The sequence below is a fragment of the Pantoea sp. YR525 genome (assembly GCF_900116775.1).
Taxonomy (GTDB): domain Bacteria; phylum Pseudomonadota; class Gammaproteobacteria; order Enterobacterales; family Enterobacteriaceae; genus Pantoea; species Pantoea symbiotica.
Genome location: NZ_FPBU01000013.1, coordinates 1 through 13145, shown reverse-complemented (window position 1 = coordinate 13145; position 13145 = coordinate 1). Strand labels below are relative to the sequence as shown.

Below are 13145 nucleotides of genomic sequence, written 5' to 3'. Positions count from 1 at the left end.
CTCCTAAACACAAGACAACAACGCAGCCGAGCCACTCTACCGTTTATCACCTGCAATGCCTACCGCTAGTGGCAATTGAGCTGCGCCAGTGAGGCGGAACGCTGCTGTGGACCCGTAACCTTAATGCGCTCTAGCGTACAGCCGCCCGCCAGGCTCTGCTGCTGGCGCTGACTCTGCCATCCCTCAACTTCACGTCCAAGCAACGCCTGACCGGCAACACGCCACGCCTGACGCTGTTGCCACTGCTGGCTAAAACCCAGCGCCAGCGCACGATGATATTGCAGCAATGTGCTGATGGTCATCGCCAGCAACAGCATCGCCACCAACGTTTCTGCGAGGCTAAAGCCCTGCTGCTTCTGGCTGGCACAGCGCCGGCTGCGACAGCGGACAGTAATCGATCCAGCCATGCGCTTGCCGCTGTGGTTGCGTGTTGGGGATTGATACCCAACGATAGAGCCACAGCCCGCGCCCTTCTCCATGTCCCGATAGCAACGCATTGTCATCCTCCATTCGTAGCAGGCAGCTTTGCCACTGTTCTGCTGTCCATTGCTGACATTGCCAGCCGGTGGCCTGCGGCCAGTGTTGCACGCTGCCCCACTCTAACGCCGCCTGCGCCTGCCAGAAATCCTGACTGTGCAGCTGCTCGTCAGCCACTAATACCATGCTTTGCGAAAGCTGAGTCCGCGTGGCGTGTAGCGTCAATCCGCCCATCAGCAACATCATCAGCACCATGCCCAGCGTGCTATTGCCGCGCTGCTTCACAGATTGATTCCTTCAATCCAGTTTTCCAGCTCCACGCTTTGGCTGTTGGCGTGTCCCGCCAGTTGCAGCACCAGACGCGTTCCTTGTCGTTCAATCTTGAAGGCATCGATGGTGAGAAATGCCGGATCGGAGAGTTTCTCCCAACCGCTGCTGTTGCACTCATCCACGCCACGCTGCATTTCAAGCTGTCCACTGCGCAGCCGATAGCCGTAATAGTCACTTTCGCTGTGGCCCACGCCTTCCCAGCGCCCGTTGCTGTTCTCATCCCAGCGCAGTAAAACGCAGCTGCCGTTGGCGGCAAGTGTCAGCGCCGAACCGCTACACTGGCCGTGGCAGTAGCCGGCACGGCGCAACGCTTTTTGCAGCGTATTGGCGATCTGCTGCAGCTCCTGCTGCAACTGCACGCGCTGTTGCAGGCGCAGATTTTGCTCCAAAAGCAGCGGTAAAAACCGCCCGACGCTGACCATCAGTACCGCGCCTATCGCCATGGCAATCAGCATCTCCAGCAGGCTAAATCCACTTTGCGCTATTCGCATCCTTTCTCTCCCGGCTGACAGGCACGAATGCGTGCTCTGGCGGAGATGATTAAGCGCCAGCGCCCCGCCGCACTGGCGAGATCGATGCTGCCGGGACGTGCGACATCACGCCGACCGTAAAAACCAACGTCACCGGTGATGGCGACAATGCGCACACTGTCGTGCGGTGGTTTAAATAACCAGCGCGAGGGCAATGCGCAGCCCTCTGCCGGTTTGGCTCCCGCGCCCAGACAACCGTTTTCACCGCTTTGTAGCCACAGCGTGAGATCGCGATTGTGCCAGTTTGCGTGGGCGCGCAGTCGCAGCAGAAACCCCTGCAGTTGCAGTACGCTGTCGCGCAGCTGTTGATATTGCTGCCAGCGCTGCCAGCCTTGCAGCGCGCCAACGCTAAGTATGCCGGCGATCACCATCACCAATAACAGTTCGGGCAAGGTGAAGCCGTGGTTATCGTTTCTGTTCATGGCGGGTAATGTCCCCAGCGGCATGAGGTTGAACAAGCAAGGGAAATCAGCGTTGGGAAACGTTGCGCAGGGAATCGATTGAGGTGTGCAGTGGGATACAGCGTTTTGTGAGGCGGATTCAGGATTGGGGTGCGGTTTGGGGAGTGCGATGAGTTGAGGATTGAGGTGCGGGTGAGTAGAGGTCGCCATGAATGGCGACCTCTACGAGAGTGGCGTTAAATTGCGACGGGCGCTTTAATCGCTGGATGCGGATCGTAGCCTTCAATCTCGAAATCATCGAACTGATAATCGAAGATAGAGGCTGGTTTACGCTTGATCACCAGCTTCGGCAACGGACGCGGTTCGCGCGTCAACTGCAGGCGTGCTTGCTCTAAATGGTTGCTGTACAGATGGGTATCGCCACCGGTCCAGACAAAGTCGCCCACCTCGAGATCGCACTGCTGCGCCACCATATGCACCAGCAGCGCGTAGCTGGCGATATTGAATGGCAGACCAAGGAAGATATCGCACGAACGCTGATACAGCTGGCAAGAGAGCTTGCCGTTCGCCACGTAGAACTGGAAGAAGGCGTGGCAAGGTGCCAGCGCCATTTGATCCAGCTCGCCCACGTTCCACGCCGAGACGATGATGCGGCGCGAATCCGGGTCACGCTTCAACTGCTCAATCACTTTACTGATTTGATCAATCTCTTCGCCCGAAGCGCTGCCCCAGCTGCGCCACTGCTTACCATACACCGGACCAAGATCGCCATTCTCATCTGCCCATTCGTCCCAGATGGTGACCTTGTTCTCTTTCAGGTAACCGATGTTGGTCTCACCTTTGAGGAACCACAGCAGCTCATGAATGATGGAGCGCAGATGCACTTTCTTGGTGGTGACCAGCGGAAAACCGTCCTGCAAATTGAAACGCATCTGGTGGCCAAAGATGGAGATCGTGCCGGTGCCGGTACGGTCGGCCTTTTCTGCGCCTTCATTCAGCACATGTTGCATTAGGTCCAGATACTGTTTCATTTTACCTCACGAGTTTGTTGCTGCGGGCGACGACGATACGCCCAGATCATCATAATCACACCGGCCAGAATCATCGGGATCGACAGAATCTGTCCCATGCTGACGCCGCCTTCAAACAGGCCAAGCTGCGCATCCGGCTGACGGAAGAACTCCACGATGATGCGGAATGCGCCGTAACCAATCAGGAACAGGCCCGAGACGCTGCCCATTGGGCGCGGCTTGCGGATAAACAGGTTGAGAATGATGAACAGCACGATGCCTTCGAGGCACAGTTCATACAGCTGCGATGCATGACGCGGCAACACGCCGTAGGTGTTCAGCAACTCCTGGTACTGCGGATTATTGGCCGCCAGCGCGATATCTTCGCTGCGTGAACCCGGGAACAACATCGCGTATTTGAAATCGGGCGCCACGCGGCCCCACAGTTCGCCGTTGATGAAGTTACCGAGACGACCGGCACCCAAACCAAACGGGATCAGCGGTGCAATGAAATCCGCCACCTGGAAGAAGGTGCGCTTGGTGCGGCGTGCGAAGATCAGCATCACCACAATCACACCAATCAGGCCGCCGTGGAACGACATGCCGCCATCCCAGACCTTAAACAGATACAGCGGATTTTCCAGGAACAGCGGCAGGTTGTAGAACAACACATAGCCGATACGTCCACCGAGGAATACGCCGAGGAAGCCCGCATACAGCAGGTTTTCCACTTCCTCTTTTTTCCAGCCGCTGCCAGGTTTGTTGGCGCGTCGCGTCGCCAGCCACATGGCAAATACAAAGCCCACCAGATACATCAAGCCGTACCAGTGAAGCGAAACCGGTCCGATAGAGAAAATTACCGGATCGAATTGGGGAAACGAAATGTAGCCGTCAGTCATCTTTCACCACTGTTTTTTCTGCCCTGAAACGGGTCTGGCTAAGGGTTCACATAATAAAAGGCCGCGCATAATAGCACAGCCACGTTTAACACAGGTCGCGAAGATGTAACCGTTAACGCCCGCCGCGAATCAAACCGCCTAAACCACGGCGCTCCATAAAGGTGGAGACCAGATGGCGCACTTCCGAGGCGGTATGCGCAGCAAGTCCATGCTCGCTGAGCTTCTGCGCCTCTTCAAAGTCGAGGTGACGCAGCAGATATTTCACACGCGGCACGTTCTTGCCGTTCATGCTGAGATGGTGATATCCCATGCCCACTAACAGCGCGACACACATGGGATCGCCGGCCATTTCACCACACAAGCAGAGCTCCAGTTTGGCCTGGCGGGCTTCGCTGGCGATGGTGTGCAGCGCCCGCAGCATCGCCGGATGCAGCGAATCATACAGGTTCGCCACGCGTGTGTTGTTACGATCGACCGCCAGCAAATATTGCGTCAAATCGTTGGTGCCGACGGAGACAAAATCCACGCGATCCGCCAGATGCGGGATCATAAACAGCATCGACGGCACTTCAATCATGATGCCAATGCGCGGCTTAGGAATCACATAGCCGAGCATCTCTTCCACTTCACGGCCAGCGCGGTCGATCAGACGACGCGCATCATCGATTTCGTCGATATGGCTGATCATCGGCAGCAAAATGCTCAGATTGCCAGACGCCACGTTGGCGCGCAGCATGGCGCGCACCTGCACCAGGAAGATTTCAGGCTGATCAAGCGTTAAGCGAATGCCACGCCAGCCAAGGCACGGATTCTCTTCGCTGATTGGCATATACGGCAGCTGTTTATCCGCGCCGACATCCAGCGTACGCAGCGTCACCGGTTTGTCGTAGAACAGCTGCAGCATGCCCTGATATTGCGCCACCTGCTCCTCTTCGGACGGGAAGCCATTGTGCAGCATGAACGGAATTTCGGTGCGGTACAGACCGATGCCATCCACCCAGTTATCCAGCGCCTGCTCGTGTTCCGGGCTGAGACCGGCATTCAGCATCACCTGAATGCGCTCACCGCTTTTCAGCTCGCCGGGCTGCTCGACCACGCCTTCGGCCATTTTGCTCAGCGCGTTCTCTTCGCTGATTAAGCGCTGATACTCCTGCACCAGCACCGGTTCGGGATCGATCAGCACTTCGCCGCGATAGCCATCAACAATCAGCAAGCGTTTGTTGAGCTGCGCCGGCAGGATATCCGCGCCCATCACGGTGGGAATGCCCATTGCGCGCGTCAAAATCGCCGCATGCGAGTTGGCGGCACCGTCGCGCACGACCACGCCCGCCAGACGCTCCTGCGGCAATTCAGCCAGCGTGGTGGCGGTGAGTTCATCGGCGACTAACACGAAGCGTTCCGGCCAGGCATTGGTGCCGACCAGTGAATCATCGAGGTGGAACAGCAGACGTTGGCCGAGCACGCGCAGATCGCCGGCGCGTTCGCGTAAATATTGATCCTGCAAGTTGGCGAACTGCTCGGCGAACTTCTCGATCACCGTTTTAACCGCCCACTCCGCTACCGATCCGCGCTCGATCTCATCAAACAGATCTTTTTTCAGGCGCGCATCGGTGAGCAGGTGCGAATAGAGATCGAAGATCGCCGCGCTCTCTTTCTGCACGCTGGCAGCAAAGCGTTTACTGAAGCGGCGGAATTCGTTGCCGGCCTCGCCCATCGCCAGCACCAGACGCTCGCGTTCGCGCTGCACGTCAAGCGTAGAGGCAGCAGAAACCTGGTCGAGCAGCGGCTGGGTTTCATCCACCCAACCGGGCGCAACCGCCACGCCAGGCGCAGCGGCAATGGCTTTTACCCGTGTCTGACGGAATTGACCGAACAGTTGGCCGAGCTGCGACTGCGACAGCAAGCCCGCCATTTGCGTGGCGAGCGTGACGAGGAAAGACTCTTCGCTTTCATCAAACTGACGGTGTTCGCGCTGCTGGATAACCAGCACGCCAAGCAGCTGGCGACGGCTGATGATCGGGACGCCGAGGAAGGAGCGATAGCGCTCCTCTTTAACAGAAGGAATGTATTTGAAGCTGGGATGACTTTGCGCGTCGGCGAGGTTGATCGGCTCGGCTAAGCGTCCAACGAGGCCAACAATGCCTTCATCAAACGCCAGCGTGACCGTACGACCACGCGGCTTTTTTAGCCCGCGTGTCGCCATCAGGTAGTAGCAACGACGATCGTGATCGGCGAGATAAACCGAGCAAACCTCGGTTTCCATCGCAAGGCAAATTTCGTTTACCAGAATGTCGAGTGCTTCATTCAGACGTGGAGCACTCGCCACTTTCTCTACAATTTCGCGTAACTGAGTGAGCATAAAGGGCGTGGCCTATCCTCTTTTACGTCGTTGGGCGGCATTATTACGCTGCCCCGCACTCTCCTGCATAGACATCACTACGCCCGCGAATTCTTTCATTACGCGGCGATACACATCGCGCTTGAAAGAGACCACCTGACGTACCGGATACCAGAAGCTAACCCAGCGCCAACCATCAAACTCCGGCGTGCTGCTGTGCTGCACATTGATTTCCGCGTCACTACACATCAACTGCAGAAGAAACCACTTTTGTTTCTGGCCGATACACACCGGCTTTGTGTCCCAACGCACCAAACGTTTTGGCAACTTGTAGCGTAACCAGTTTCGGGTTGAAGCAAGTATTCGAACATCTTTGCGGTGTAAACCCACTTCTTCGAACAGTTCGCGATACATCGCCTGTTCAGCAGTTTCACCCGGATTGATGCCTCCCTGGGGAAATTGCCAGGAGTGCTGTCCAAAGCGCCTGGCCCACAACACTTGTCCTTGCCTGTTACAGATTACGATACCAACATTCGGGCGGTAGCCATCATCATCGATCACTGGACTACCTCAAAGCTAAATTTGAATAGCCTGATTGTTTCACACTCCTTACAGGCGGTAAACCACTGGATAGCGGGCCGCGGGCGGAATAAAAACAGGATAACTCACAGAGATTAGCTAAGTTATAAACAGACGACCCCATTTATCGGCGATCTTATTCACGTTTTCTGTGGATAGCTTTGTGCAGAACACGGGAATGAGTTGAATAACCACTTCGGATAAATCTCATCAGTCAGCATGATAACGGCGACAAATGCGATATTTTTCATTGATATAAAACTTATTAACCGTTAAATCACTATCAGGATCAATGGTTATCCTCCGCTCGGTTTTTTCGATCGGTCAAAGATCCATCATCGACGTTTTTATCCACAGAGAATGCCCTAAACCTGGTCAAAGAAAGGAAAAAAAGCGTTCAAAACACGAAAGTCAAGGCTGTAAATGGAAACAGGGGTGCGAACAAAGGGGTGTTACCCCACTTTTCTGTGGATAACTAGGTTCAACACCTGTTCATTGTCGATAACAAGCTGGGATAACCTGGCCATATCATCGGATGTACTCATTCCATTGGAATAAAAAAGCATGCTGAATCATGCTATTATCACAGTTATTCAACTAACTGCCATGTGGACAAACCCGGCCCGCGTTTACTGTTCACTCTTCAACCAATGTGAGTTTTAGCATGCACTCCTCACCGTTATTATCGTCGCCACCTGAAAACGAAGCGGAATTACTGCAGCGCGCACAACAACTGGCGGGACAGACCTTTGCCGCGCTGGCGGCGCAGATTAATCTGCCGATCCCGGCGGATTTGAAACGCGACAAAGGTTGGGTTGGCATGTTGTTAGAGCTGCATTTGGGCGCCAGCGCCGGCAGCAAAGCTGAGCAGGATTTCGCCCATCTCGGTATTGAGCTGAAAACCATTCCGGTGGATGCGCAGGGCAAACCGCTGGAAACCACCTTCGTGTGCGTCGCGCCATTAACTGGCAATAGCGGTGTGACCTGGCAAACCAGCCATGTGCGACACAAACTGGCGCGGGTGCTGTGGATCCCGATCGAAGGCGATCGTACCTTGCCTTTGGCCGAGCGCCGTGTCGGTTCGCCGCTGCTGTGGCATCCGAGTGCAGAAGAGGAGCAACAGCTGCGCGAAGACTGGGAAGAGTTGATGGATATGATTGTGCTCGGCCAGGTGGAGCGCATCACCGCACGTCACGGTGCCTGGCTGCAAATCCGTCCTAAAGCCGCCAACAGCAAAGCGTTGACCGAAGCCATCGGCGAACACGGCGAGCCAATCATGACGCTGCCGCGCGGCTTTTATCTGAAGAAAAGCTTCACCGGTCCGCTTTTAGCGCGACATTTTTTACTGTAAATGCATATTGCTGCCGATAATTTTAGGAATGATGCGATTACTCCTAACGACGAAAGCATTTATTACTACACTTTTGCTGTTGAAGTCGCGAGAAGGAGATAAGAATGAAAGGGTTGGTGAGTGCAGTGGGTTTAGCGTTGGTTGCCGTGTTACTTAGCGGTTGTAGCAGTGATTACGTCATGGCGACCAAAGATGGCCGCATGATCATGACAGATGGCAAACCTGCCATCGATAAAGAGACCGGATTGGTACAGTACACCGATGAGAAAGGCCATCAGATGCAGATCAATGGTGATGAGGTTTCAACCATCATTGAGCGTTAAGTGCCAAATTGCCCTGCCTGCACGCGTTTTCCCTTTGTGCAGGCGATTTCCCGAACTTTCCCCTCTTCCTTCCGCGCCGCTTCACACGCTATAGTCCCAAAGGACACAACATTCCCTTTCATAATGAAAAAAGGATGCCGGCAAATGCACTATCACCGTATTCCCCATAGCACGCTGGAAGTGAGTCAGCTGGGGCTTGGAACCATGACGTTTGGTGAGCAGAACAGCGAAGCCGACGCCCACGCACAGCTTGATTACGCGGTTAGCAGTGGTATTAACCTGATTGATACCGCGGAAATGTATCCGGTGCCGCCGCGCCCGGAAACTCAGGGATTAACCGAACAATACATTGGTAGCTGGCTGAAGAAGCGCGGCAGCCGTGACAAAATCATCCTCGCCAGCAAAGTGGCCGGCCCGGTACGCGGTGCGGATGCATCAATTCGCCCGAACCAGGCGCTGGATCGTAAAAACATCCGCGAAGCGCTGGATGCCAGCCTGAAACGCCTGAACACCGATTATCTCGATCTTTATCAGCTGCACTGGCCGCAGCGTCAGACCAACTATTTCGGCAAGCTGGGTTATCAATACACCGATTCCAGCGTGCCGGTCACGCTGCTGGAAACGCTGGAAGCGCTGACCGAACAAGTGCGCGCCGGGAAGATTCGCTACATTGGCGTGTCGAACGAAACCGCGTGGGGCGTGATGCGTTACCTGCAGCTGGCTGAAAAGCATGAGCTGCCGCGTATCGTCACCATTCAGAACCCGTACAGCCTGCTGAACCGCAGCTTCGAGGTTGGTTTAGCGGAGATCAGTCAGCATGAAGGCGTCGAGCTGCTGGCGTATTCCAGCCTGGCATTCGGTACCTTGAGCGGTAAATACCTGAACGGTGCGAAACCTGCCGGTGCGCGCAATACGCTGTTTAGCCGCTTCACCCGTTACAGCGGCGATCAGTCAAATCAGGCGATTGCTGCCTATGTTGAGCTGGCTAAGAAGCACAATATGGATCCGTCGCAGATGGCGCTGGCGTATGTGCGTCAACAGCCGTTTGTCGCCAGTACTTTGCTGGGCGCCACCACGCTGGAGCAACTGAAGATTAACGTTGAGAGTTTCAATCTGACGCTGAATGCTGATGTGTTAGAGGAACTGGAAGCGATTCATCGCCAGTTTACCTATCCAGCCCCGTAAAACCGTAGGGTCGCCATTCATGGCGACCAGGTGCGCATAAATGCGCACCCTACAATATTCTGCCGTAGGGTCGCCATTCATGGCGACCTTTTCAATTCCCGCCCAATCTACCGCCGCCCTTTCCACCACAATACCGCAATCGCCACGGCGAAAATCGCGCCGAATCCGACGCCGGTCGCCACCGCAGGCGCGCCCAGCTTAATCGCCACGGTATACAATCCCAGCATCAGCAGCATCGCGGTATTTTCACCGAGATTCTGCACCGCAATCGCGTTGCCTGAACCCACGGACTCCTTGCCGCGCTCCTGCAGCAGCGCATTCAGCGGCACCACAAAGAAACCACCCAGCGCACCAATCAACATCAGCACCAGATAGGCATTCAGCAAGCTGGTTTGCAACGCGAACACCACCACCATCACGCCAATCAGCACACCGGCAGGCATGCAGCGACGCACGGTTTGCAGCGTCACCAGTTTTGCCGCCGCAGCCGCGCCAATCACGATGCCAATCGCCACCATTGCATTCAGCGTGGTTGGGGTTTTGTTGTCGCTGATGCCCAGCGCCACCGGCACCCACAGCACCAGCAGGAAACGCAGCGTCACGCCCGCGCCCCAAAACAAGCTGGTGCCGAGCAGCGAGAAACGCGTCTCGCCGTTACGCCACAGCAGCTTGGTGGCCGCGACAAAACTGCGCAGCATGGCAGCAAAATGCCAGCTCTGGCCCGGACGCGCCGCCGTCAGGCGCGGAATAAAGATATTCGCCACCACCGCCATCGCATAGGTCATGGCACACACCACCAGCGCGGCCACCAGGTTCCAGTCCGCCAGCATCCCGCCCGCCACCGAACCCAGCAGAATCGCTGCAATGGTCGAGCCTTCCATCAAGCCGTTGGCTTTGACCAGACGTTCACCGCTAGTGATCTCCGTCAGAATGCCGTACTTGGCTGGCGAATAGGATGCCGCGCCAATCCCTACCAGCGTGTAGCCAAGGAACGGGTTGAAGCCGAAGCAGATGGTCAGCGCGCCCAGCAGCTTGAGGCTGTTGGCGAACATCATCACCCGACCTTTGGCGAAGCTATCCGCCATCTGCCCGACGAACGGCGCGAGCAGAATGTAAGTGGCGACAAACAGCATTTGCAGGATTGGCTGACTCCAGTCCGGATAGAACTGATTTTTCAGCACCGCCAGCGTAACGAACAACAGCGCGTTGTCGCCAAATGCTGAGAAGAACTGCGCCACGATCACTGCCAGCATGTTGCGTGACATTAGCGGTGCATCGTTATTTAACGCCTGGCTCATGCCTGCTCCTGTTCCGCCAGCTGTTTGAGGCTGACATAGTCCGGTTTGCCGCTGCCCAGCATCGGCAGCTGTTTCATCACGCGAATATCGCGCGGTACCGCCAGTTCTGGTGCGCCAATTTCACGCGCCGCTTTCAGCAAGGTATCGCGCCCCAGTTCGCTGTCGGTAGTAAACAGCACCAGAGCTTCACCACGATTACCGTCCGGGCGCAGCGATGCCGCATGCTGCTTCTCGTTGGAGGCTTTCAGCGCAATCTGCTCCACAATCTCCAGCGACACCATCTCACCGGCAATTTTGGCAAAGCGTTTCGCACGCCCCTGAATCTGGCAGAAACCACCTTCATCAAAGCTGACGATATCGCCGGTATCGTACCAGCCTGCTTCCATCTCGCCTTCGCCGTTATCGGCGACCGGCACTTCCAACACACCCGGATTCTCCACGCGCAGATAACCGTTCATCACGTTCGGACCGCGCAGCTGCAGGCGACCGCCCTGCTCAATGCCCGGCACCGAAATCAGACGCGAATCCATGCCCGGCAAAATGCGGCCCACGGTGTGATTTTTCGCCGCCATCGGCACGTTAATCGCCACCACCGGCGCACACTCCGTTACGCCGTAGCCTTCGAGAATACGGATGCCGTATCTCTCCATGTAGACCTGACGTGTCGCTTCCTGCAATTTCTCCGCGCCTGCCACCACATAGCGCAGACGCGCAAAATCGTAAGGGCTGGCGAAACGTGCGTAGTTGCCGAGAAACGTTGAAGTACCAAACAGCACGGTGCAGTTACGGTCGTAAACCAGCTCCGGCACGATGCGGTAATGCAGCGGGCTCGGATAGAGAAACACCTGCGCGCCGGTCAGCAGCGGCGTGAACAAACCAACGGTTAAACCGAAGGCATGGAACAGCGGCAGCGCCGACATAAAGCGGTCGCGCGGGGTGAAATCCGCCACGGTACGAATCTGCTCAACGTTCGCCAGCAGGCTTTTATGCGAATGCACCACGCCTTTGGGATTGCCTTCCGAACCGGAGGTAAACAGCACCATCGCTGCATCTTCCGGCTGCTGCGCAACCTGCGCACGGCGCGGCATCAGCAGATGCGCCACGATCCACAATTTGTCCTGCAACGTAACGGTATCTTTCAGATCTTCCAGATAGATCCACTGCACTTCGTTGAGTCCCTGCGGCAAGTGCCACAGGTTGCCTTTTTCGAGGAACTGACGCGAAGTAAAGACGGTTTTCACCTGCGAAGCGGTCAAGGCCGCACGCATGCCATTTACGCCTGCGGTGTAGTTGAGCATCGCCGGAATGCGGCCGCGCAGCGAGGCACCAAGAATCGCCGCCGCCGTCACCGTGGCGTTCGGCAGCAGCAGACCAACGTATTCACCTTGCTGGCTGTAGCGCTCAAGAATGCGGCCCACGCCGAGCGCTTTCTTCAGCAACCCGGTGTAGCTATCCGGCTTGAAGTTGATGTCTTCGATGCACGGCTTCATCGCGCCATAGCGCTGACGCGCATTGAGGAAAGCTTCGAACAGCGTTTCACGCGGACGCACCGCCATGCGGGCTTCCATCATCACATGGTGCAAGTGTTCGCCCGCCAGCGTACGGCGATCGCGCGCACGCTTGGCTTCAGGCATCGGAATCACCGTTGGCGGCAGCACCGTCATGGTGATGCGTGGGAACAGGCGTCGTTTAAACACGCCCGCCAGACGACCGAACGGCGTATATTCCGCGCCTTCGATACGCATCGGCACCACGGTGGCACCGGATTTCGCCGCCACAAAGCCCGCGCCGCTGTAGATCTTCATCAGCGATCCGGTCACGGTAATGCGTCCTTCCGGGAAAATCACCACCGGACGGCCCTGATTGATCATGCGCACCAGATGTTTGATCGACATCGGCTTGGTGGGATCGAGCGGAACGAAGTCGATAATCGGCTTCAGCAGGCGCATAAACCATTGGTCGCTGATCGACGAATAGACCGCGAACACCGGTTTGATCGGCAGAAACAGCGCTACCAATACGCCATCGAGAAATGACATATGGTTGGGGGTGATCAGCACTTTCTCTTTATGCAGTGCCGCGAGGTCGCCGCGCAGTTCCACACGCCACAGCAGGCGGAACAGGAAACGGAAAAAAGTGAGTAGCATGCCAGCTCCTTAGCAGTCGTAAAAATGGCTCTTACGATGCAGGATCTGGGGATTTTCGACAAGTGGCGCGGTGATTTAAACGCAATTGCGGTCGTAGGGTCGCCATTCATGCCGTAGTACCTATCGGTTAAGCACAGAGCGACTTTCGTTCGCCTCGTGCTGAGGCAGTTGCAGCACCTTCGTGCGGCGACCGAGCAGAGGACGCCTGGCTGCACTGAACCCCAAAACCTGGACACATTTTACATCTCTTTTGATGCCCGGTATTCCACCGGGCTCA

Annotated in this window: 13 protein-coding genes; 3 read left to right on the top strand and 10 right to left on the bottom strand. The window is 56.2% G+C overall.

Annotated elements, in window-relative coordinates:
• Positions 1–65: 65 nt before the first annotated feature.
• The 8 genes from BM323_RS21730 to rppH all read right to left on the bottom strand — a co-directional run bounded on the left by BM323_RS21730 (position 66) and on the right by rppH (position 6546).
• Positions 66–323 (bottom strand): prepilin-type N-terminal cleavage/methylation domain-containing protein, encoded by a 258-nt coding sequence (locus tag BM323_RS21730; protein WP_238541751.1) that lies wholly within the window; start codon positions 321–323, stop codon positions 66–68.
• A gap of 16 nt (positions 324–339) precedes the next feature.
• Entirely contained in the window at positions 340–762 is a 423-nt protein-coding gene (locus tag BM323_RS21725; RefSeq protein ID WP_008109271.1) for a DUF2509 family protein, read from the bottom strand.
• The gene (locus BM323_RS21720) at positions 759–1298 is read right to left on the bottom strand and encodes a prepilin peptidase-dependent protein (RefSeq protein ID WP_008109269.1); all 540 of its coding nucleotides are present in this window, start codon (positions 1296–1298) and stop codon (positions 759–761) included. Before BM323_RS21720 ends, BM323_RS21725 begins: the two co-directional genes overlap by 4 nt.
• Entirely contained in the window at positions 1289–1759 is a 471-nt protein-coding gene (locus BM323_RS21715; protein WP_036649761.1) for a prepilin peptidase-dependent protein, read from the bottom strand. Before BM323_RS21715 ends, BM323_RS21720 begins: the two co-directional genes overlap by 10 nt.
• Positions 1760–1974: 215 nt before the next feature.
• Positions 1975–2769, bottom strand: a complete 795-nt coding sequence (gene thyA / locus BM323_RS21710; RefSeq protein WP_008109264.1) for a thymidylate synthase — start codon at positions 2767–2769, stop codon at positions 1975–1977.
• Positions 2766–3647 (bottom strand): prolipoprotein diacylglyceryl transferase, encoded by an 882-nt coding sequence (gene lgt, locus BM323_RS21705; RefSeq protein WP_008109262.1) that lies wholly within the window; start codon positions 3645–3647, stop codon positions 2766–2768. Before lgt ends, thyA begins: the two co-directional genes overlap by 4 nt.
• Positions 3648–3759: 112 nt before the next feature.
• On the bottom strand, positions 3760–6006 hold the full coding sequence (ptsP, locus tag BM323_RS21700; RefSeq protein ID WP_008109260.1) for a phosphoenolpyruvate--protein phosphotransferase: 2247 nt from the start codon (positions 6004–6006) through the stop codon (positions 3760–3762).
• 12 nt (positions 6007–6018) lie between these two features.
• Positions 6019–6546 (bottom strand): RNA pyrophosphohydrolase, encoded by a 528-nt coding sequence (gene rppH / locus BM323_RS21695; RefSeq protein ID WP_007890933.1) that lies wholly within the window; start codon positions 6544–6546, stop codon positions 6019–6021.
• A gap of 682 nt (positions 6547–7228) precedes the next feature.
• Here rppH and mutH point away from each other — a divergent pair.
• The 3 genes from mutH to BM323_RS21680 all read left to right on the top strand — a co-directional run bounded on the left by mutH (position 7229) and on the right by BM323_RS21680 (position 9423).
• A complete protein-coding gene (gene mutH, locus BM323_RS21690) occupies positions 7229–7915 on the top strand; it encodes a DNA mismatch repair endonuclease MutH (RefSeq protein WP_008109258.1) in 687 nt (228 codons plus the stop codon).
• A gap of 104 nt (positions 7916–8019) precedes the next feature.
• Positions 8020–8238, top strand: coding sequence for a YgdI/YgdR family lipoprotein (locus BM323_RS21685; protein ID WP_007890930.1), 219 nt, complete (start codon positions 8020–8022; stop codon positions 8236–8238).
• 144 nt (positions 8239–8382) lie between these two features.
• A complete protein-coding gene (locus BM323_RS21680; RefSeq protein WP_008109256.1) occupies positions 8383–9423 on the top strand; it encodes an NADP(H)-dependent aldo-keto reductase in 1041 nt (346 codons plus the stop codon).
• A 107-nt stretch (positions 9424–9530) separates the two neighbouring features.
• Here BM323_RS21680 and lplT read toward each other — a convergent pair whose 3' ends face one another.
• Both lplT and aas read right to left on the bottom strand, forming a co-directional pair.
• A complete protein-coding gene (gene lplT, locus BM323_RS21675; RefSeq protein ID WP_008109254.1) occupies positions 9531–10721 on the bottom strand; it encodes a lysophospholipid transporter LplT in 1191 nt (396 codons plus the stop codon).
• Positions 10718–12868, bottom strand: a complete 2151-nt coding sequence (aas, locus tag BM323_RS21670; protein ID WP_008109252.1) for a bifunctional acyl-ACP--phospholipid O-acyltransferase/long-chain-fatty-acid--ACP ligase — start codon at positions 12866–12868, stop codon at positions 10718–10720. The genes lplT and aas overlap by 4 nt, the downstream gene beginning before the upstream one ends.
• Positions 12869–13145 lie beyond the last annotated feature (277 nt).